The organism is Streptomyces griseoflavus (assembly GCF_014649995.1).
GTDB classification, from domain to species: domain Bacteria; phylum Actinomycetota; class Actinomycetes; order Streptomycetales; family Streptomycetaceae; genus Streptomyces; species Streptomyces griseoflavus.
This window is the reverse complement of sequence record NZ_BMUC01000016.1, coordinates 1-20,808: the sequence shown is the minus strand read 5'-3', so window position 1 is coordinate 20,808 and position 20,808 is coordinate 1. Positions and strand designations below refer to the sequence as shown.

The 20,808-nt window shown below is 72.5% G+C and carries 14 protein-coding genes and 1 pseudogene; 10 read left to right on the top strand and 5 right to left on the bottom strand.

The window, feature by feature from the left end; all coding sequences use genetic code 11:
- Positions 1 to 982: pseudogene (locus IE172_RS27455) on the top strand (hypothetical protein); the annotation flags it as partial.
- Positions 983 to 1,005: 23 nt separating this feature from the next.
- On the opposite strand, the gene IE172_RS27450 reads toward IE172_RS27455, so the two are convergent.
- Positions 1,006 to 1,803 (bottom strand): IclR family transcriptional regulator, encoded by a 798-nt coding sequence (locus tag IE172_RS27450; protein WP_190100013.1) that lies wholly within the window; start codon positions 1,801 to 1,803, stop codon positions 1,006 to 1,008.
- A gap of 126 nt (positions 1,804 to 1,929) precedes the next feature.
- On the bottom strand, positions 1,930 to 2,532 hold the full coding sequence (locus IE172_RS27445) for a hypothetical protein (protein ID WP_190100012.1): 603 nt from the start codon (positions 2,530 to 2,532) through the stop codon (positions 1,930 to 1,932).
- A gap of 417 nt (positions 2,533 to 2,949) precedes the next feature.
- Between IE172_RS27445 and IE172_RS27440 the strand changes: the two genes are divergently transcribed.
- The 7 genes from IE172_RS27440 (at position 2,950) to IE172_RS27410 (ending at position 12,579) form a co-directional block, all read left to right on the top strand.
- Positions 2,950 to 5,907, top strand: coding sequence for a nitrate- and nitrite sensing domain-containing protein (locus IE172_RS27440; RefSeq protein WP_190100011.1), 2,958 nt, complete (start codon positions 2,950 to 2,952; stop codon positions 5,905 to 5,907).
- On the top strand, positions 5,904 to 6,338 hold the full coding sequence (locus tag IE172_RS27435) for a roadblock/LC7 domain-containing protein (protein ID WP_189560163.1): 435 nt from the start codon (positions 5,904 to 5,906) through the stop codon (positions 6,336 to 6,338). The genes IE172_RS27440 and IE172_RS27435 overlap by 4 nt, the downstream gene beginning before the upstream one ends.
- 9 nt (positions 6,339 to 6,347) lie before the next feature.
- Positions 6,348 to 6,743, top strand: coding sequence for a DUF742 domain-containing protein (locus IE172_RS27430; RefSeq protein WP_190100010.1), 396 nt, complete (start codon positions 6,348 to 6,350; stop codon positions 6,741 to 6,743).
- A gap of 24 nt (positions 6,744 to 6,767) precedes the next feature.
- Positions 6,768 to 10,430, top strand: coding sequence for a hydantoinase B/oxoprolinase family protein (locus IE172_RS27425; RefSeq protein WP_190100009.1), 3,663 nt, complete (start codon positions 6,768 to 6,770; stop codon positions 10,428 to 10,430).
- Entirely contained in the window at positions 10,411 to 11,013 is a 603-nt protein-coding gene (locus IE172_RS27420; RefSeq protein WP_190100008.1) for a GTP-binding protein, read from the top strand. The genes IE172_RS27425 and IE172_RS27420 overlap by 20 nt, the downstream gene beginning before the upstream one ends.
- A gap of 172 nt (positions 11,014 to 11,185) precedes the next feature.
- Positions 11,186 to 11,995 (top strand): M15 family metallopeptidase, encoded by an 810-nt coding sequence (locus IE172_RS27415; protein WP_190100007.1) that lies wholly within the window; start codon positions 11,186 to 11,188, stop codon positions 11,993 to 11,995.
- 47 nt (positions 11,996 to 12,042) lie between these two features.
- On the top strand, positions 12,043 to 12,579 hold the full coding sequence (locus IE172_RS27410; RefSeq protein ID WP_190100006.1) for an NUDIX domain-containing protein: 537 nt from the start codon (positions 12,043 to 12,045) through the stop codon (positions 12,577 to 12,579).
- Here IE172_RS27410 and IE172_RS27405 read toward each other — a convergent pair.
- Positions 12,570 to 14,948 (bottom strand): glycoside hydrolase family 31 protein, encoded by a 2,379-nt coding sequence (locus tag IE172_RS27405; protein WP_190100005.1) that lies wholly within the window; start codon positions 14,946 to 14,948, stop codon positions 12,570 to 12,572. The genes IE172_RS27410 and IE172_RS27405 overlap by 10 nt on opposite strands.
- A gap of 211 nt (positions 14,949 to 15,159) precedes the next feature.
- Here IE172_RS27405 and IE172_RS27400 point away from each other — a divergent pair, with 211 nt between their 5' ends.
- Both IE172_RS27400 and IE172_RS27395 read left to right on the top strand, forming a co-directional pair.
- Positions 15,160 to 17,127 carry an acetoacetate--CoA ligase gene (locus tag IE172_RS27400; protein ID WP_190100004.1) on the top strand — a complete coding sequence of 656 codons (1,968 nt, stop codon included), beginning with the start codon at positions 15,160 to 15,162 and terminating at the stop codon, positions 17,125 to 17,127.
- A gap of 108 nt (positions 17,128 to 17,235) precedes the next feature.
- Complete coding sequence (locus IE172_RS27395; RefSeq protein WP_190100003.1) at positions 17,236 to 18,129, top strand: DUF8829 domain-containing protein; 894 nt, start codon at positions 17,236 to 17,238, stop codon at positions 18,127 to 18,129.
- Positions 18,130 to 18,197: 68 nt separating this feature from the next.
- Here IE172_RS27395 and ptsP read toward each other — a convergent pair whose 3' ends face one another.
- Together ptsP and IE172_RS27385 are read right to left on the bottom strand one after the other, a co-directional pair.
- A complete protein-coding gene (gene ptsP, locus IE172_RS27390) occupies positions 18,198 to 19,868 on the bottom strand; it encodes a phosphoenolpyruvate--protein phosphotransferase (protein ID WP_190100002.1) in 1,671 nt (556 codons plus the stop codon).
- Between the two features lie 80 nt (positions 19,869 to 19,948).
- Entirely contained in the window at positions 19,949 to 20,398 is a 450-nt protein-coding gene (locus tag IE172_RS27385) for a PTS sugar transporter subunit IIA (RefSeq protein WP_190100001.1), read from the bottom strand.
- Positions 20,399 to 20,808: the final 410 nt, after the last annotated feature.

Genomic DNA, 20,808 nt, shown 5'->3' with positions numbered 1-20,808 from the left:
GTCCGCCGCGGAGTCCTCCGTGCGCGAGGCGAGCGACGTCCTCGTCCGGCACGCCAACTCCACGCGCTACGAGCAGGTCCGCACCCCCGCGCGCCAGCAGATCCGCGAACTGCCCGCCTCGGCGCTGCCCGAACACGCACGGAAGTGGGCCGACGCCTTCGCGCCCCGGCTCCGGGTCCTCACCGACGAGCTCGAACAGCTGGAGCGCAACCGCGACTCGATCGTGGACCGGCTCAGGGGGCTGGTCGAGTCCGCCCTCGCCACCCTCCGCTCGGCCCAGCGGCTGTCCCGGCTGCCGGAGGGCCTCGGTGAGTGGTCCGGGCAGGAGTTCCTGCGCATCCGCTTCGAGGAGCCCGATCAGGCGACCCTCACCGAGCGCCTCGGCGAGGTCATCGACGAGGCGACCCGGGCGGCCGTGAGGAAGAACTCCGACCTGCGCCGCGACGGCATGTCGCTGCTGCTGCGCGGGGTCGCCGCCGCCCTCCGTCCGAAGGGCATCGCCGTCGAGATCCTCAAGCCCGACGCGGTACTGCGCGCGGAGCGGGTGCCCGTCGGGCAGATGGGCGACGTGTTCTCCGGCGGCCAGCTGCTGACCGCCGCGATCGCCCTGTACTGCACGATGGCCGCCCTGCGCTCCAACGACCGGGGCCGCGACAGGCACCGGCACGCCGGCACGCTGTTCCTGGACAACCCCATCGGCCGTGCCAACGCCACCTATCTGCTGGAACTCCAGCGGGCGGTCGCCGACGCGCTCGGTGTCCAGCTCCTGTACACCACCGGCCTGTTCGACACGACGGCGCTCGCCGAGTTCCCCCTGGTCATCCGGCTGCGCAACGACGCCGACCTGCGGGCCGGCCTGAAGTACATCAGCGTGGAGGAGCACCTGCGGCCGGGGCTTCCCCAGCAGGCCCCGGACGGAGAGGCGCACAGCGAGATCACCGCGACCCGCATGTTCAAGCGGCCCGCCCCGGCGAGCGGCTGACGGCCCCCTCCCGGGCGGCGGGCTCAGAAGCCGTACCCCATGCGCCGCGAGAGTTCGGCCGCGGCCGCCGCCGTCCGGCTGCCCAACCGGGGCAGCCGCTCCGCGGTCAGCCGGTACACGGGACCCGAGACACTGATCGCCGCGATCACGGACCCGTCGTGCGAGCGGACCGGCGCCGCGACGGCGGCGAGGCCGAGCTCCAGCTCCTCCAGCGTCACGGCGTACCCCTGCTCAAGCACCTTGTCCAACTCGGTCCGCAGCACGGACGGGTCGACGACCGTGTGCTCCGTGAACCGAGGCAGCGGGCGGGTGAGGCGGCTTTCACGCAGCGCGGGCCGCACATGGGCCAGGAGCACCTTGCCGCTGGAGGTCGCGTGCAGCGGGGTGCGCCTGCCCAGCCAGTTCTGCGCCGTGACCGCTGCCGTGCCGCGGGCCTGCATGATGTTGACGGCCGCGTCCTCGTCCAGAACGGCCATGTTCACGGTCTCACCGAGCTCGTCCGCGAGCTCCCGGCACACGGGGACGCCCTCCTGCGAGATGTCGAGCCGCAGGGCGGCGGCCCCCGCCAGACGCAGCACACCGGCCCCCAGGTGGTAGGCACCGTGTTCCTTGGCCTGGGCCACCAGACCGCGGTTCTCCAGCACCCCGAGCAGCCGGAAGGCCGTCGACTTGTGCACCCCCAGCTCACCGGCGATCTCGGTGACACCCGCCTCGCCGCGCCGGGCGAGGATCTCCAGCACGCTCACGGCACGGTCCACGGACTGCACGGCACTCGTGGCGCTCTTGCCGTTCGCCCCGGGCTCGTTCCCCAGGCGGGTCATCGTCGGGCTCTCACCATCTTGTCGGGAGCGGTGGCGCGGGACGCTCGAGGGTGCGTCGTGCGAGACCTCAGGGTAGCGACGCCTGCGCACGCCGGCCGCGGCGCGGCGCCACGCACCGCGACCGGGTCAGGAGTGGGACAGCTGCCCGGCTCCGCCGCGCCGGCCTATTCGCGCCCGGGCGCGCTGCGCGGACCGCTCCTGACGGCGGGCGCGCCGCCGCTCGCGCCGCAGGGCGCGCGCCGTGCTGCTGGGCACGGACACCACGCCGTGGCGCTGGTTCCACACCTGGCGGGTCACCCACACGTCCAGCGCCGCCCAGGTCGCCAGGATCGTACTGACGACGCTGCTGATGACCATGGGGAAGGCCAGCCAGGAGCCGGCCAGCGTGCACAGGAAGGCCACCATGGCCTGAATCATCGTCACCGAGATGACGATCACCGCCCGCACCGCGGCCGTCCGCACCGGATCGGGCAACCGGCGCCGACGCGCCGGCTCCTCGACCCACAGCGGCCGGTGACTCCCCTGCGCGCCGGCGCCACCGGACCCGCCCCCCGCGCCCCGCGCGGTCTCGCGCACCGCACCGTCCGGGACCCCGTGCCCGGCCCTCCCGGAACCCGGTCCGCGCTCGGCCGTGAGCGTGTCGCGGCCGGGCACCCCGGCACCCGGCCGCGACCCCTTCCGTGCCGCCGCGCCGCCCTCGGGCGCCTCGCGCCGCTCCGCCGTGCCCATCAACGTGTCACTCCCCACCGCCAGCAGACCGCTCGCCCTTGTCCGAAGACCCGATACCTCAGTGGCTGCCCGGCTTGCGCTGTCTTACGCCGCACGGGTACGGACACGGCTCCTGTGGCCGATTCCGCCCCCATTTCCCACAGAGAAGGACGAACGGCGCGACGGGAAGATTCCCGAACGGGTAAGAATCCGGCCAACGGCGCCCGTCCGCCCGGCAGATCGGCGCACGGCGCACGCCCCGCCGGGCGGGAGGCAATCTCCCGCAATGGCCGGACAACTCCCCATCTCCCGTCACCAGTGCGGAACTACAGCTTCCGGACACGTCTTCGAGTTGGCCCCGCCGCGGTAGTAGGCTCGCGCCGTTTGTTGACGCACATGTGTGCCCCCGGACGTCCGGGGGCCGAGCTGGGGGAGGCCATGCGCTTTCGCGGGAAGTCCATCCGCCGGAAGATCGTGGCGCTGCTTCTCGTGCCGCTGGTGTCCCTGACGGCGGTCTGGGCCTTCACCACGGTGCTCACGGGCCGCGAGGCGAGCCACCTGTTCGACGTGTCGTCGGTGATGGAGGAGGTCGGCTATCCCGTCGAGGACACCGTGCGCGTCCTCCAGCAGGAGCGCCGCCAGACCCTCGTCTATCTCGCCGACCCACGCGCCTCCGACGGGCTCGCCGCACTGCGGCGCAGCCGCGCCGCCACCGACAAGGCCGTCGCCGGCGTCCGCGGCAGCGCGGACGACTCCCGGGTGCGCGAGGCCATGCACGGCGACTCCGGTGCGCTGAGCGCGGTCCTGGAGTCCTTCAACGGCATCGAGTCCCTCCGCCGCAGCGTCGAGGACGGCACCGTCGACCGCGCCCAGGCCCTCGACCTCTACAACCGGCTGGTCGACCCCTGCTACGTGCTGCTCGCCAGTCTGCACGTGGTCGACGACGTCGAGCTCGACAAGCAGTACCGCGCCCTCGTCAGCATCGCCCGCGCCCGCGAACTGCTCTCCCGCGAGGACGCCCTCCTCGGCTCCGCCCTGATCGTCGGCCGGCTCTCCCGCGCCGAGGTGCGCGACATCTCCGACCTCATCGCCCAGCGCACGCTGCTGTACGACGCCGGCCTGCCGCAACTGCCCGCGGCCGAACGCGACCGCTACGAGGCGTTCTGGACGAACGCCGCGTCCGCCCCGCTGCGCGTGGGCGAGGAGGCCGCCGTCTCCTCCGGCACCGGGCCGCCCCGCGGGATCACCGCGAAGAGCTGGGACACCGCCGCCGGCAACGTGCTCGCCGAGCTCGGCACCCTCAACGACGGGGCCACCGACCGCTACCAGGACCGTGTCCGCCCCGTCGCCATGGGCGTCATCGCCCAGGCCGTCATCGTCGGCGTGCTCGGACTGATCGCCCTCCTGGTCTCCCTGTTCCTCTCCGTACGCGTCGGCCGCGGCCTCATCCGCGACCTGAGGAAGCTGCGCCTGGAGGCGCACGAGGCGTCCGGCGTGCGGCTGCCCAGCGTGATGCGCCGCCTCTCCGCCGGCGAACAGGTGGACATCGAGACCGAGGTTCCGCGCCTGGAGTACGACCGGAACGAGATGGGAGAGGTCGGCCAGGCCCTCAACACCCTCCAGCGCGCCGCCGTGGAGGCCGCAGTCAAGCAGGCCGAACTGCGCGCCGGCGTCTCCGAGGTGTTCGTCAACCTCGCCCGCCGCAGCCAGGTCCTGCTGCACAAGCAGCTCACCCTGCTGGACACCATGGAGCGCAGGACCGAGGACACCGAGGAACTCGCCGACCTCTTCCGTCTGGACCACCTCACCACCCGCATGCGCCGGCACGCCGAGGGCCTGGTGATCCTCTCCGGCGCCGCGCCCTCCCGGCAGTGGCGCAAGCCCGTCCAGCTCATGGACGTCGTACGTGCCGCGGTGGCCGAGGTCGAGGACTACGAACGCATCGAGGTGCGCAGGCTGCCCAGGGTCGCCGTCACCGGCCCGGCCGTCGCCGACCTCACCCACCTCGTGGCCGAACTGCTGGAGAACGCCACGGTGTTCTCCCCGCCGCACACCGCGGTGCAGGTGGTGGGGGAGCGCGTGGCCAACGGCTTCACCCTGGAGATCCACGACCGCGGGCTCGGCATGGCGGCCGACGCGCTCCTGGACGCAAACCTCCGGCTAGCCGAGACCCCGGAGTTCGAACTCTCCGACACCGACCGGCTCGGACTGTTCGTCGTCAGCCGTCTCGCCCAGCGCCAGAACGTCCGGGTCTCCCTGCAGCCCTCCCCGTACGGCGGAACCACCGCGGTCGTCTTCATCCCGGACGCGCTGCTGACGGACGACGTCCCGGACACCAACGGGATCGGCTTCCGGCTCGACCGGCCCCGGCGCGCCAAGGACAAGGAGCCCGAGGAGAGCCGTCGCGCCGCGCTCTCCCAGGTACCCGTCCAACTGCCCCGGCTGCCCGCCTCGGTGCTGGACGGACCGGTCGAGCTGGAAGCCCCCGTGGACCTGGACGCCCTCAACGGCTTCCCCGGCGCCCTGGACGACGAGGACAGCGAGCACGGCGGGCTCTTCCGCCCCCGGCGCTCCCTCACCGAGGACGAGCGGCCCGCCCGCGGCCACGAGTCCCACCATCCGGCTCCGGGCGCCGCGCAGGACACCGACAGCCCGGCGAATGCCCCGGTCCCCCTCACCCGCAGGGCCACCCCCAAGCTGGTCAGCTCGCACGGCCGCCCGGTCCGCGACCAGGGCGCCCGTGCCGGGCGGGGCGACGCGGAGAAGAGGGCCGCCCAGCCCGGCCGCCCCGAACTCGAAGCAGCGCCCGCGCTGCCCTCCCGCCGCCGCGGCGAGAACGCCGCCGGACACCGGGCACCCGGCCGCCCGGACCCGGAGCCACTCGCTCCGCTGCCCGCCCGCCGGCGTACCGAGCGGCCTTCCCCCGGCCTCGGGCACGAAGGAACGGACGCGGAGACACCGCCGCCGCTGCCCACCCGCCGGCGGACCCCGGACCGCGCCCGCCCCGCGGCCGGTGACGCCGAGCGCGACGGCGCCCCCGCTGCCGAGCCGCCCGCCGGACCGCCCCGGCGCACCCGCCGCCCCGCGGTCACGACGAGTGGGCCCGACGACTCCTCGCCGGCCCCGGACGGGACCGGTACCCCCGCGGAACAGCCCGACGGCGGATCACTGCCCCGCCGGGTACGGCAGGCCAGCCTGGCTCCCCAGCTCAAGCGCGGTCCCCGACCGCGCGAAGGGGACCGGACCCGGCCCGTCGAACGGGACGCGGACGAAGTACGCAGCCGCATGGCCTCGCTGCAGCGCGGCTGGCAGCGCGGCCGCGAGGAGAACGCCGCCGGCGACGAAGCCGCCGACGGCACGGCACCACGACGAACAACAGAGGGGGACGGTCGATGACCGCACCGAGGGCCACCGGCCACACCGAGACCGACAAGGGGGAGCTGAACTGGCTCCTCGACGACCTGGTCGACCGGGTCGCCAGCATCCGCAAGGCGATCGTGCTCTCCGGCGACGGCCTGCCCACGGGCGCCTCGAAGGACCTGACCAGGGAGGACAGCGAGCACCTGGCCGCCGTAGCCTCCGGATTCCACAGCCTCGCCAAGGGAGTGGGCCGCCACTTCGAGGCCGGCGACGTCCGCCAGACCGTCGTCGAACTCGACGAGGCGTTCCTGTTCGTGACCGCCGCCGGCGACGGAAGCTGCCTCGCCGTCCTCGCGGACGCCGACTCCGACGTCGGACAGGTCGCCTACGAGATGACGCTCCTCGTGAAGCGGGTCGGTGTGCATCTGGGCGCCGCACCGCGCACCGATCTGCCCTCGGGCGGGTAGTGAGGTGACATGAGCGCTGACGGTCAGGACAGAAGCCACTGGTTCGACGACGAGGCCGGGCCGGTCGTCCGTCCGTACGCCATGACGCGGGGCCGCACCACCAGTGCGGCCCAGCACCGCCTCGACCTGATCGCGGTGGTCGTCACGGAACCGTACGCGGACGATCCGGAGGACGATCCCACCCTCTCTCCGGAGCACGTGGACATCGTCCGGCTGTGCCGCGACTCCTCGTCGACGGTCGCCGAACTCGCCGCCGGACTCGACCTGCCGATCGGAGTGGTCCGGGTCCTCGTCGGAGACCTCGTGGACGGCGCATTCGTCCATGTGAACCGGCCCGTACCCCCGGCGGAACTGCCGGACGAGAGTATTCTGCGCGACGTGATCAACGGCCTCCGGGCGCTGTGACCGGCGCGGAAGCGGAGTACTGACGTGACAGGCTGGCAGTTCTGGGTCGACCGAGGCGGGACCTTCACCGACATCGTCGCGCGGCGCCCCGACGGCCGGCTGCTCACCCACAAGGTGCTGTCCGACCACCCGGTCCCGGGCCGGGCCGGCGCGAGCACGGACGCGGCGGTCGTCGGGGTCCGCGCGCTGCTCGGCGGATCGGGTGATCCCGTCGACAGCGTGCGCATGGGCACCACGGTCGCCACCAACGCCCTCCTCGAACGCAAGGGCGAGCGAACCCTGCTGGTCGTCACCCGGGGCTTCCGCGACGCCCTGCGCATCGCCTACCAGAACCGTCCCCGCATCTTCGCCCGCCGCATCGACCTGCCCGAGCTGCTGTACGAACGGGTCGTCGAGGTGGACGAGCGCATCGCCGCCGACGGCACCGTGCTGCGCGCCCCCGACCTGGACGCCCTCAGCCGAGCGCTGCGCCAGGCATACGACGACGGGATCCGCGCGGTCGCCGTGGTCTGCATGCACAGCCATCTCCACCCCGCCCACGAACAGCGCATCGGAGAGCTCGCCGCCCGTACCGGCTTCCCGCAGATCTCGCTGTCCAGCGAGGTCAGCCCACTGATGAAGCTCGTCCCGCGCGGTGACACCGCCGTGGTCGACGCCTACCTCTCGCCCGTGCTGCGCCGCTACGTCCGCCATGTCGCCGACGCACTCGAAGGCGTACGGCTGATGTTCATGCAGTCCAACGGCGGGCTCACCGAGGCCGGGCAGTTCCGCGGCAAGGACGCCGTCCTGTCCGGGCCGGCCGGCGGCATCGTCGGCATGGCACGCATGTCGCAGCTCGCCGGATTCGACCGCGTCATCGGCTTCGACATGGGCGGCACCTCCACCGACGTCTCGCACTTCGCGGGCGAGTACGAGCGTGTCCTCACCACACAGATCGCCGGGGTCCGGCTGCGCGCCCCCATGCTCGACATCCACACCGTCGCCGCCGGCGGTGGCTCCGTCCTCCACTTCGACGGCTCCCGCTACCGGGTGGGGCCGGACTCGGCGGGCGCGGACCCGGGTCCCGCCTGCTACCGGCGCGGCGGCCCGCTCGCCGTCACCGACGCCAACGTCATGCTCGGCCGGATCCAGCCCGCCCACTTCCCGGCCGTCTTCGGCCCGGACGGCGACCTGCCCCTCGACGTGGACGTCGTCCGCGACCGCTTCACCACGCTCGCCCGAGAGATCCACGACCGGACCGGCGACGACCGCACCCCCGAACAGGTCGCCGAGGGCTACCTGCAGATCGCCGTCGCCGACATCGCCGGCGCGGTGAAGCGGATCTCCGTGCAGAAGGGCCACGACATCACCGGGTACGCCCTCACGACCTTCGGCGGGGCGGGCGGGCAGCACGCGTGCATGGTCGCCGACTCCCTCGGCGTCCGCACCGTCCTCGTCCCGCCCATGGCGGGCGTCCTGTCCGCACTCGGCATCGGCCTCGCCGACACCACCGCCATGCGGGAAGGGTCCGTCGAAGCGCCCCTGGAACCCGCCGCGATGCCCGCCGTGCACGAGAGGGCCGACGACCTGGAGAGGGCGGCCCGGGCCGAACTCCTCGCCGAGGACGTCCCCGGGGAGCGCGTCGAGGTCACCCGGCGCGCCCAGCTCCGCTACGACGGCACCGACACCACCCTCACCGTCGAGCTGACCGAGCCCGGGACGATGCGGCGCGCCTTCGAGGAACGTCATCGCGCCACGTACTCCTTCACGCTCGACCGCCCGATCGTCGTCGAAGCACTCTCCGTCGAAGCCACCGGCATCACCGATCCCCCCGATCTCTCCGCCCTCGCGCCCTACGAGGCCGCCCCCGGACACGGCGCCGCCGCCCCCCGGACCGTCCGCCTCCACACCGGCGGCGCCTGGCGCGACGCACCCCTCCACCGCCGGCAGGACCTTCCCCCCGGCGTCCGCGTCACCGGCCCGGCGATCATCACCGAGTCCGGAGCGACGACCGTCGTCGACGACGGCTGGCGGGCCGCGGCGAGGGACGACGGGCATCTGGTCATGGAACGCACCGCCGTCACGCAGAGTTCCGACGTCGACACGGAAGCCGACCCGGTCCTGCTGGAGATCTTCAACAACCTCTTCATGTCCATCGCCGAACAGATGGGCGCCCGACTGGAGTCCACCGCCCAGTCCGTCAACATCAAGGAGCGCCTGGACTTCTCCTGCGCCCTCTTCGACCCCGACGGGAACCTGGTGGCCAACGCCCCGCACATCCCCGTCCACCTGGGCTCGATGGGCACCAGCGTCAAGGAGGTGATCCGCCGGCGCGGCTCGTCCATGCGCCCGGGGGACACCTACGCGGTCAACGACCCGTACCACGGCGGCACCCATCTGCCCGACGTCACCGTGATCACCCCGGTCTTCCGCACCGGACCCACGGACGCCACGGAGAGTGACACCGGCGTCCTCTTCTACGTGGCCTCACGCGGCCACCACGCCGAGATCGGCGGCATCGCCCCCGGCTCCATGCCGGCCGGCAGCAGCACCATCGACGAGGAGGGCGTCCTCTTCGACAACTGGCTGCTCACCGAGGACGGCCGCTTCCGCGAGGAGGAGACCCTCCGCCTCCTCACCGACGCCCCCCACCCCTCCCGCAACCCCGGGACCAACCTCGCCGACCTGCGCGCCCAGATCGCCGCCAACCGCAAGGGCGTCGAAGAAGTGGGCCGCATGATCGAGCACTTCGGCCTCCCCGTCGTCCAGGCCTACATGAAGCACGTCCAGGACAACGCCGAAGAGGCGGTACGCCGCGTCGTCGACGCGCTGGACGACGGCGAGTACGCCTACGAGACCGACTCGGGCGCCGTCATCCGCGTACGCGTCGGCGTGGACCGCGTGAACCGGACCGCGACCATCGACTTCACCGGCACGTCCGCCCAGTTGCCCACGAACTTCAACGCCCCCCGCTCGGTCGTCGACGCGGCCGTGCTGTACGTCTTCCGCACCCTGGTCGCCGACGACATCCCCCTCAACGACGGCTGTCTGCGCCCGCTGCGGATCGTCGTCCCGCCCGGCACCATGCTCGCGCCCGCACGGCCGGCCGCCGTCGTGGCGGGCAACGTGGAGACCTCCCAGGCCATCACCGGCGCCCTCTACGCCGCCCTCGGCGCCCAGGCGGAGGGCTCCGGCACCATGAACAACGTCACCTTCGGCAACGCACGCCACCAGTACTACGAGACCGTCGCCTCCGGCTCGGGCGCCGGCGACGGCTTCCGCGGCGCGTCCGTGGTGCAGACCCACATGACCAACTCACGGCTCACCGACCCCGAGATCCTTGAGTGGCGGCTGCCCGTCCGGCTCGAGGAGTTCTCGGTGCGCCGCGGCAGCGGCGGTGCCGGACGGTGGCCCGGCGGCGACGGAGCCGTACGCCGCATCCGCTTCCTGGAACCCATGACCGTCTCCACACTGTCCCAGCACCGCAGGGTCCCCCCGTACGGCATGGCGGGAGGGGCGCCCGGAGCACGGGGCGCCAACCGGGTCGAACGGGCGGACGGTACGGTGACCCGGCTCGCCGGCAGCGACTCGACGGACGTCGGCGCCGACGACGTACTCGTCATCGAAACCCCCGGCGGCGGGGGATACGGCCCGCCGCCCGAACCCCATCAAGCAGGAGAAGAGATCGATGATCTTCGGCCGTTCTGAGCGCGGCAAGCCCCCGGTCGAGCCCGTCACGCTCAAGATCCTGGTGGCCGGCGGCTTCGGCGTGGGCAAGACCACGCTCGTGGGCGCGGTCAGCGAGATCAGGCCGCTGCGCACCGAGGAACTCCTCACCGAGGCGGGCCGCCCGGTCGACGACACCAGCGGTGTGGAGGCCAAGAGCACCACGACCGTGGCCATGGACTTCGGCCGGATCACGCTCCGCGAGGACCTGGTGCTGTACCTCTTCGGCACACCCGGCCAGGAGCGGTTCTGGTTCATGTGGGACGAACTGTCCGAGGGCGCCCTCGGCGCCGTCGTCCTCGCCGACACCCGGCGTCTGGAGGACTGCTTCGCCGCCATCGACTACTTCGAGCGGCGCTCCATCCCGTTCCTCGTCGGCGTCAACTGCTTCGAAGGGGCGGCCCGTTACCCGCAGGAAGATGTCCGCCGGGCCCTCGACCTCGACGAACACGTACCGCTGATGCTGTGCGACGCGCGGGACCGCGAGTCGGGCAAGGAGGCCCTCATCGGCGTCGTCCAGCACGCCATGGCCCGGGCCTCGCGGCGACGGGCGGTCACCACCTGAGGGACGGCGGACGCACGGCCCGCACCCCGTCGACCGACCGGAGGACGGGCCGCCGCGCCGAGTGACGACGTGACGCCGGCTCAGGGAGCGTCACGCGTCACGGTCGCCGACGGCGACGGTTGTCGGCCACGTCCTTTCCCCGAGCCGCCCCCGCGTGATAGTTGCAAGGGGCATGACACGAATCTCCACCGTGGTACGAGGTCTGGCCACCACCCTCGCCGCCCTGCTCGCCGTGACCGCCGCGTCCGTCCCCGCCCGGGCGACGCCCGAACCCGTCGCGCCCCCGGACTTCGTGGCGCTCCACCGCGTGGACCCGACGATCATCCAGGAGATCCGCTACTTCACCCCGCACAACTTCGTGGGCGAACCCGTCGACGGCTACCGGCAGCCGCTGTGCATCCTCACCCGGCCCGCCGCCCGGGCACTGCGCACCGCACAGCGCGAACTCCTGCGCCAGGGCTACTCCCTGAAGGTGTACGACTGCTACCGGCCGCAACGCGCGGTGGACCACTTCGTACGCTGGGCCGAGGACCTCGACGACCAGAGGACCAAGCCCGAGTTCTACCCGAACGTCGACAAGAGCCGGCTGTTCGCCGACGGCTACATCGCGGAGAAGTCCGGCCACAGCCGCGGCTCCACGGTCGACCTCACCCTCGTAAAGCTCCCCGCCCGGCCGGCCCGCCCCCAGCACCCCGGACAGCCACCGGCTCCCTGCTTCGCGCCCAAGGACGAGCGCTACCCCGACAGTTCGGTGGACATGGGCACCGGCTACGACTGCTTCGACACCCTCAGCCACACCCTCGACCCGCGCATCCAGGGCGAACAGCGCGCCAACCGGCTGCTGCTCAAGAACACCCTGGAGGGCCTCGGATTCGTGAACCTGGCCGAGGAGTGGTGGCACTACACCTTCAAGCCCGAAACCCACCCGGACACCTACTTCGACTTCCCGGTGTCCCGCAGTTCGCTCACCGGCCGCCACTGACCCACCCGCCGGAGACGCCCCCACCCTCATCGGATACAGTCCCGCGCGTGTCCGAAACCCAGGCCCCGACCGCCAACTCCGCGCCGGACTCCCACTGTTCGAGCTGCGGCGCGCCCTACGGGGAGGGCGTCTCCGGCTGGCCCCGCACCTGCCCCGCCTGCGGTGCCGTCGCCTACCGCAACCCCCTCCCCGTCGCGGTGGCCCTCCAGCCCGTCTACGACACCCACGGCATCGCCCTGGTCGTCATCACGCGCGCCATCGCCCCCGCGCGGGGCGGCACGGCCCTGCCCGGCGGCTTCATCGACCACCGGGAGGACTGGCGCCACGCCGTCGTCCGGGAACTCAAGGAAGAGACCGGCATCGAGGCGGCGAGCCGCGACGTCCGTCTCGCCGACGCCATGAGCTCACCCGACGGGCACCTGCTGCTCTTCGGCCTCCTGCCCGAACGGCCCGCGGACGAGCTGCCGCCCTCCGCGCCCACCGACGAGACCGAGGGCCTGCACCTGCTCCGCCGCCCCGAGGAACTCGCCTTCCCCCTGCACACCCTGGCCGTACGCGCCTTCTTCGAGGGCCGCTACATCTGACCCACGCCGGGCCCCAGCCCGCGGACGCGCACCGGCCGGCCCGCCCCACCGGCCCCCTCCGCGCCCTCCCGCTCGACGACGACCCGCGCGCCCGACCACCGGACCGCGTACCGCTCGATCTCCGGCTCCTCCCACCCGTCACCGGCATCCGGCACGAACAGCCCGCCCCCGGCCCGTCCCGGGGCGGGCGCCCACACCTCGAGTTCCGTACCGCCGTCGTCCCCCCGCACCGGCAGGACGGCGCCCGCCCGTGCGAACACCGGGATCCGACCCAGGGGCGCGTCGACCAGCACGCGCCCCGGACCCTCGTACGCCCGGCCGGTCGCCGTGTCGTACCACCGCCCGCGCGGCAGCTGAACGGCCCGCCGGTCCACGCCAGGACCGAGCACCGGCGCCACCAGCAGCCCGTCACCGAGCAGGAACGCGTCCTCGCAGTCGCGCAGCGCGCGGTCCTCCGGCGCCGCCCACCACAACGGCCGCACATAGGGCGCTCCGGTACGCCGGGCCAGATGCGCCAGCGTCATGAAGTACGGCAGCAGCCGCCGGCGTTCCACCAGCGCCCCACGCGCGTGCCGCAGAACCTCCGCACCGAACTCCCACGGCCCCCCGCCCCCCGCACCCGGACCGGAGTGCGTGCGGAACAACGGCAGATACGCCCCCAACTGGAGCCGCCGCAGGTACAGCTCCGGCGACCCCGCCCCGTCGACGGCACCGACGTCCGGACCCGAGTACGGCACCCCGCACAGCCCCAGCCCCAGCACCAGCGCCAGCGAAGCCCGCAACCCGGGCCAGCCCGCTCCCGCCCCGCCCACCCGCACTCCTCCGTACCGCTGCACACCGGCCCACCCGGAACCCGACAGCACGAACGGCCGCTCCCCGGGCAGCAGCGTCCGCAGACCGTCGTACGCGGCCCGCGCCATGCACAGCCCGTACACGTTGTGCGCCTCACGGTGGTCACCGCCCCTCCCGTCCAGCGCGTGCCGCGCCGACCTCGGCAGCGTCGGCTCCCCGAAGGCCGAGAACGACGTCGGCTCGTCCAGGGCGTGCCAGAAGCCCGCGAACCCCTGTGCCAGCCGCTCCGCGTACAACGAGCCCCACCACTCACGCACCCGCGCGCCGGTGAAGTCCGGGAAGACCGCGTCCCCGGACCACGAGACTCCGCGCACCACCTCCCCGGAGGCACCGCGCACATAGGCGTCCCTCCGCGCACCGCCGTCGTACACGGGACCGCCGGCCGCCTCCCCGACGCCGGGAGCGACGACCGACACGAGCCTGATCCCCTCGCGCCGCAACTCGTCCGCGAGGACCGGCAGCTTCGGAAACCGCTCCTCGTCGACGGTGAACCCCTCCCGGGAGTCGAGGTGTCCGGAACCGAGGTGCACGACGTCCAGCGGCAGGCCGTGCTCCCGGTGGCCCTCCACCACCCCGCGCACCTCCGCCTCACCGCCACCGCCCCACCGCGCGTGATGATGACCGAGCGCCCACGCGGGCGGCAGCGCCGGCGCACCGGTGAGCGACGCCCAGGCCAGCAGCACCCGCGCCGGTGTCCCCACCATCACCCAGCACCGCAGCGGGCCGCCGTCCATCCTCAGCTCGCTCGTCCCGGCCCGGTCGTGCCCGGAACCGGCCCCCTCCTCACCCTCCCGCAGCGTCACCGTGCCGTCCCACGAACTGTCGTGGAACACCAGATGGGTGCCCGCGTCGGCCACCACGACCTGCGTCGGCATGGCGGCGGACACCGGATCACCGGCACGCCCCCAGCCACGACCACGACCGGTGTTCCACAGCCGGTACACACCGTCCCGCAACCGGGGACCCGGCACACGCCCCCCGAGACCGAAGAACCGGGCGTCCGCAGGCACCTCCGAGCGCTGCATCCACCGCGCGGTGCCACCGCCGACCGGTTCCCACCACCGCGGCGGCAGATCCCGCCGCAGCGTCACCCCTCCCGGGGTGAGCACCTCCACCGCGCCGAGCCGCGAGACCACGACCGTCACCCGTTCGGCCACCACCCGCCAGCCGCCGTCCTTGTGCGGCTCCAGCACGGCCCGCGGATCCGGATCGGGGCAGCGGCCCGCCAGCGCGTACGACGGTTCGGGAGCCGCACCGTCCCAACCCCAGAAGACGGCCCCGTTCACCGCGACGACGATCCGCAGCTCCGAACGGCTGAATCCGATCAGCCCTCCACCGGGCCCCGGCTGCACCTCCCGCACCGCCCCGGGCACCCGTGCCCGCACCGGTCCCCGCGGCGGCAGCCCACCGGCGTCCGCCCGCCACCTGCGCCACGCCGCCCGTACGGTACGCAACCCCTGAGCCGCCCCCGCCGTACCGACCGACTCCACCGAACGCACCAGGTCACGACCGTCCATGGTGCTCACCCTGTCATCGATCACGTGCGGCGAGGGCGGCGTTCAACTGCCGTTCACCCATGATCGGACCACATCTCCACGACACGGACTATGTGGGGGACACCCTGGTGCAGAAGTCGATCACATGGCATCGTCCCTGTCAGCCGCGTCACGCGCACACCCCAGCCCGTGCGCGGAGGACGCACACGACGCGCACAGTCCGGGAGCCCCCATGTCGACCGAGAACCCCCAGCCGCTCTGGCAGCCGGATCCGGAACGTATCGCCCGAGCACGCATCACCGCGTTCCAGGCATGGGCCGCCGAACACCACGGCGCGCCCGCCGAGGGCGGCTACGCGGCGCTCCACCGATGGTCCGTCGACGAGCTGGAGACCTTCTGGGAAGCCGTCACCCAGTGGTTCGACGTCCGTTTCCGGACGCCGTACACGCGCGTCCTGGGCGACCGCTCCATGCCCGGTGCCCAGTGGTTCCCCGGAGCCACCCTGAACTACGCCGAGCACGCCCTGCGCGCCACCGACTCCCGCGCGGACGAACCGGCCCTGCTGTACGTGGACGAGAACCACGACCCGACCCCCGTCACCTGGGCCGAGCTGCGCCGCCAGGTCGGCTCCCTCGCCGCCGAGCTGCGCACCCTGGGCGTCCGCCCCGGTGACCGCGTCAGCGGCTACCTGCCGAACATTCCGCAAGCGGTCGTCGCCCTCCTCGCCACGGCCGCCGTGGGCGGCGTCTGGACCTCCTGCGCCCCCGACTTCGGCGCCCGCAGCGTCCTCGACCGCTTCCAGCAGGTCGAACCCGTCGTCCTGTTCACCGTCGACGGCTACCGCTACGGCGGCAAGGAGCACGACCGCCGTGACGCCGTCGCCGAACTGCGCCGCGAGCTGCCGACCCTCCGCGCCGTCGTGCACATCCCCCTGCTCGGCACCGAGGCCCCCGACGGAGCCCTCGACTGGTCCGCCCTCACCTCGTCGGACACCGAACCGGTCTTCGAACCGGTCCCGTTCGACCATCCGCTGTGGGTGCTCTACTCCTCCGGCACCACCGGACTGCCCAAGGCGATCGTCCAGTCACAGGGCGGCATCCTCGTCGAACACCTCAAGCAACTCGGCCTGCACTGCGACCTGGGTCCCGAGGACCGCTTCTTCTGGTACACCTCGACCGGCTGGATGATGTGGAACTTCCTCGTCTCCGGCCTCCTGACCGGAACGACGATCGTCCTGTACGACGGAAGCCCCGGATACCCCGACACCGGCGCCCAGTGGCGCATCGCGGAACGCACCGGAGCAACCCTCTACGGCACCTCCGCCGCGTACGTGATGGCCTGCCGCAAAGCCGGCGTCCACCCCGCACGGGACTTCGACCTGTCCACGGTCACCTGCGTGGCGACCACCGGCTCACCCCTGCCCCCCGACGGCTTCCGCTGGCTGCACGACGAGGTCCGCGACGACCTGTGGATCGCCTCCGTCAGCGGTGGTACGGACGTGTGCTCCTGCTTCGCCGGCGCCGTACCCACCCTGCCCGTCCACGTCGGCGAGCTCCAGGCCCCCGGCCTGGGCACCGACCTGCAGTCCTGGGACCCCAGCGGAGAACCCCTGACGGACGAGGTCGGCGAACTGGTCGTCACCAACCCGATGCCGTCCATGCCGATCCACTTCTGGAACGACCCCGACGGCAGCCGCTACCACGACAGCTACTTCGACACCTACCCCGGCGTCTGGCGCCACGGCGACTGGATCACCATCACCGCGAGGGGGTCGGTCGTCATCCACGGCCGCTCCGACTCCACGCTCAACCGCCAGGGCGTCCGCATGGGCTCGGCCGACATCTACGAAGCCGTCGAACGACTCCCCGAGATCAGGGAATCCCTCGTCCTCGGCATCGAACAGCCCGACGGCGGCTACTGGATGCCCCTCTTCGTCCACCTGGCCCCCGGCGCCACCCTGGACGACGACCTCCTGAACCGCATCAAGCGGACCATCCGCGAGCAACTCTCACCGCGCCACGTCCCCGACGAGGTCATCGAGGTGCCCGGAGTCCCGCACACCCTCACCGGCAAACGCATCGAGGTCCCCGTCAAACGCCTCCTCCAGGGCACCCCCCTGGACAAGGCCGTCAACCCGGGATCCGTGGACAACCTCGACCTCCTCGCCTTCTACGAGGAGATCGCCCGCAAGCGCGCCTGAACCTCCCGGACCCGTCGCCCTCCGGGTACGCCGTCGTCTCCCCCCGCCCCGTTGTCAGTGCCGCCGGTTACGTTGAGTGAGCACTGATCGACTGTCAGAGGGGGAGACATGACGTACACCGACCACCGCACCCTGCGACGCGTCCTGCGCCGCGAAATCGTCGGCACCATCGGCGTGCTGACCGACGAACACGACTTCCGCGCCATGCGGCGGTACACCAGCTTCGCCTTCGACGACCACACCACCTATCTCAAACACCTGGAAGCCGTCCTCAGGACCCGCGCACTCCAGGGCAGCCACACCACCGTGACGCTCTTCGACCCCGCCGACTACGCGGAGTTCTGCGCGAGCAGGGGCCTCGACCCGGACAGCCACACCAGTCGCTCCCGGTTCACGGCCGAACTCGCCTCCACCGGACCCGCCGTCGCCTACGACGGCCGGCCGCTGGCCGACCTCCTGCCCACCCTCGTCGACGAGGCCGTCCGCCAGGCGACCTGGGAGTACGCGACCACGCTCCTCGCCCGCCTCGGGCCCTGCGCCTCCTGCGGCGAGGACCTGGGCCGCGCCGCGTTCGCCCGCGCCTCGGACCTCCTCGTACGGATCCTGGACACGGCGCCGCCCGGCGAGCGCCACCTCGTGTGCAGCGTCTCCGGGCCGCCCGAAACGCTCGTCGCCGCCCTGCACACCGACGACACCGCCGGCCGCACCGCATTCGACGAGTCCGAGGCCCTCGAATTCACCACGGTGCTGGCCGTCGGCCTCGCCACCGCCGGCCCCGGCGGGCTGGTCATGCGGATCAGCAAGCCGGGCGCCCCCGACCGCGTCCACGGCTGGCGCCTGCGCGCCCACCGACTGGAGGCGCTCACCGCCGGAGAGGTCTTCGACGCCTACTGCACCGACGTCGAATCAGGGGACCTCATCGCCCCGGAATCCAACGTCGACTACTGCGAGGCACCCCACCTCGGGGAGGAGGACGGCCCCGGCCCGGCCCACCGTCACTGAACCGCGCACACGAAGAGGGCGCCCCACCACGGGTGGAGCGCCCCCTCGGACACCACGTCGCGGTCCGGCTACTCGCCCGACAGCACCGCCTGGGCGGCCTTGCGGGCATCCTCGGCACTGTCCGCCGTCCGGGCCGCCGCCGCGGCCCGCTCGCACTGCGCCAGCGTGAACTTCGCCAGCGACGCCCGCACATACGGAAGGGACGCCGCACCCATGGAGAGAGAGGTGACGCCCAGACCGGTCAGCACACACGCGAGCAGCGGGTCGGAGGCGGCCTCACCGCAGACACCGCAGCTCTTGCCCTCGGCCTTCGCCGCCTCGGCGGACAGCGCCACCAGGTCGAGCAGCGCGGGCTGCCAGGGGTCCTGGAGCCGGGAGACCGCGCCCACCTGGCGGTCCGCGGCGAACGTGTACTGCGCGAGGTCGTTCGTGCCCAGCGACAGGAACTCCACTTCCTGCAGGATGGAGCGCGCCCGCAGCGCCGCCGACGGGATCTCGACCATCGCGCCGAACTTCGCCCGTAGCCCGGCTTTCCGGCACGCGTCCGCGAAGGCCTTGGCGTCGGCACGGTCCGCCACCATCGGGGCCATCACCTCGAGGTAGACGGGCAGTCCCTCCGCGGCCCTGGCCAGCGCCGTCAGCTGGGTACGCAGGACCGCGGGGTGGTCCAGCAGCGTCCGCAGGCCGCGCACGCCCAGGGCCGGGTTCGGCTCGTCGGCCGGCGTGAGGAAGTCCAGCGGCTTGTCCGCGCCCGCGTCCAGCACGCGCACCACGACCCGGCCCTCGGGGAACGCCTCGAGCACCTGACGGTACGCCGTGACCTGCTTCTCCTCCGTGGGGGCGTTCTTGCTGTCGTCCAGGAACAGGAACTCGGTCCGGAACAGACCGACGCCCTCCGCTCCCGCCTCGACGGCCGCCGCGACATCGGCCGGGCCGCCGATGTTGGCCAGCAGCGGCACCTTGTGACCGTCGGCGGTCGCACCGGGGCCGGTCGATGCCGCGAGTGCCGCCTTGCGCTCGGCCGCGGCGGCCTCGAGCTGCGCCTTCTTCTCGGCGCTCGGGTTGAGGAAGACCTCGCCGGTGCTGCCGTCGACCGCTATCAGTGTGCCCTCGGCGACCTCACCGGCACCCGGCAGCGCCACCACGGCCGGGACACCGAGGGCGCGGGCCAGGATGGCGCTGTGACTGGTGGGCCCGCCCTCCTCGGTGACGAAGCCGAGCACCAGGGTGGGGTCGAGCAGCGCCGTGTCCGCCGGCGCGAGATCACGGGCCACCAGCACATACGGCTCGTCGCTGTCCGGCACCCCGGGCATCGGCACCCCGAGCAGCCGCGCGACGATGCGGTTCCGCACGTCGTCGAGGTCGGCCACCCGGCCCGCCAGGTACTCCCCGGCGTTCGCCAGAAGCTCGCGGTACGAGGCGAAGGCGTCGTACACGGCACGCTCGGCGGTGCTGCCGACGGCGATCCGACGGTCCACGTCGGCCATCAGCTCGGGGTCCTGGGCCATCAGGGCCTGTGCCTCCAGCACCGCCTGGGCCTCGCCCCCGGCGAGGTTCCCGCGCGCCGTCAGATCGGCGGCCACGGCCTCGACGGCCTGGCGGGCGCGGCCCTGCTCGCGCTCCGCGTCCTGCGGGGGGATCTGCTTGGCCGGCGGTTCGAGCACCGCCGTACCCATGTGACGGACCTCGCCGATCGCCACACCGTGACTGACACCGACGCCTCGCAGCGTTGTCTCCATCTCACCCGTCTCCGCTAGTGCGGCGGGAGAAGCCGCCGCGTTGGTTGTGTCGTGGTGGCCCGTCGGGGGACGGTGCCGGGTCACTTCCAGAGGAAGAGACTGTCCCCGGCCTTCACGTCGCCGCTGTCCCGAAGGTCGGAGAGGGCGTCCGCCGTGGCCTCCAGAGCCACCACCGGGCACACCGGGGACTTGCCGGCGGCCTCGACGGCGGCCGGGTTCCAGCGCACGATGCTCTGACCGCGCGTGACGGTGTCCCCCTTGTTGACGAGCAGCTCGAAGCCCTCGCCGTTGAGCTGCACGGTGTCGATGCCGAGATGGGTGAGCACACCGTGCCCGCTCTCGTCGACGACGACGAACGCGTGCGGGTGCAGGGAGACGATGACGCCGTCGACGGGGGAGACGGCCTCGGAGGGCTCCCGGTCGGGGTCGATCGCCGTACCCGGGCCGACCATGGCTCCGGAGAAGACGGGATCGGGCACGGACGCCAGTCCGATGGCCCGCCCTGCGAGCGGGGACGTCACGGTGGTCATGGGAAGCCTCCCAAGGAGTGGATCTGTACGAGTGCCGTCACTGTCTGTCTCCGGCGCACTGTTCAGCAGCGTATGTCATATGACGTACCGGTTACGGGGGACGGCTCCGGGTCTGCGGTCCGGACAAGAGGTCTAGACCACCAGACCCTAATCGATTTGCACGCGGTCCGCGACCCCGTGTAGAGTCGTACTCCTGCTCGGGGATGAGCGACATCAACAGTGTCCTCACTCGGCAGCAATCCAACTCGTCAGATCCTATCTCGGGGTCACTTTCTGCATGTCCGCAGAACGGTGGTCAGAGAGTCGGAAAAACGCTGATAGAGTTGGGAACATCGAAGGGAAGCGCCCGGAGGAAAGCCCGAGAGGGTGAGTACAAAGGAAGCGTCCGTTCCTTGAGAACTCAACAGCGT

Coding starts and splice junctions, on each gene's coding strand:
- IE172_RS27395 (WP_190100003.1), top strand. CDS start 17,236: ATGACGTACACCGACCACCGCACCCTGCGACGCGTCCTGCGCCGCGAA.
- IE172_RS27435 (WP_189560163.1), top strand. CDS start 5,904: ATGACCGCACCGAGGGCCACCGGCCACACCGAGACCGACAAGGGGGAG.
- IE172_RS27430 (WP_190100010.1), top strand. CDS start 6,348: ATGAGCGCTGACGGTCAGGACAGAAGCCACTGGTTCGACGACGAGGCC.
- ptsP (WP_190100002.1), bottom strand. CDS start 19,868: ATGGAGACAACGCTGCGAGGCGTCGGTGTCAGTCACGGTGTGGCGATC.
- IE172_RS27400 (WP_190100004.1), top strand. CDS start 15,160: ATGTCGACCGAGAACCCCCAGCCGCTCTGGCAGCCGGATCCGGAACGT.
- IE172_RS27445 (WP_190100012.1), bottom strand. CDS start 2,532: ATGGGCACGGCGGAGCGGCGCGAGGCGCCCGAGGGCGGCGCGGCGGCA.
- IE172_RS27415 (WP_190100007.1), top strand. CDS start 11,186: ATGACACGAATCTCCACCGTGGTACGAGGTCTGGCCACCACCCTCGCC.
- IE172_RS27385 (WP_190100001.1), bottom strand. CDS start 20,398: ATGACCACCGTGACGTCCCCGCTCGCAGGGCGGGCCATCGGACTGGCG.
- IE172_RS27440 (WP_190100011.1), top strand. CDS start 2,950: ATGCGCTTTCGCGGGAAGTCCATCCGCCGGAAGATCGTGGCGCTGCTT.
- IE172_RS27405 (WP_190100005.1), bottom strand. CDS start 14,948: ATGGACGGTCGTGACCTGGTGCGTTCGGTGGAGTCGGTCGGTACGGCG.
- IE172_RS27420 (WP_190100008.1), top strand. CDS start 10,411: ATGATCTTCGGCCGTTCTGAGCGCGGCAAGCCCCCGGTCGAGCCCGTC.
- IE172_RS27450 (WP_190100013.1), bottom strand. CDS start 1,803: ATGACCCGCCTGGGGAACGAGCCCGGGGCGAACGGCAAGAGCGCCACG.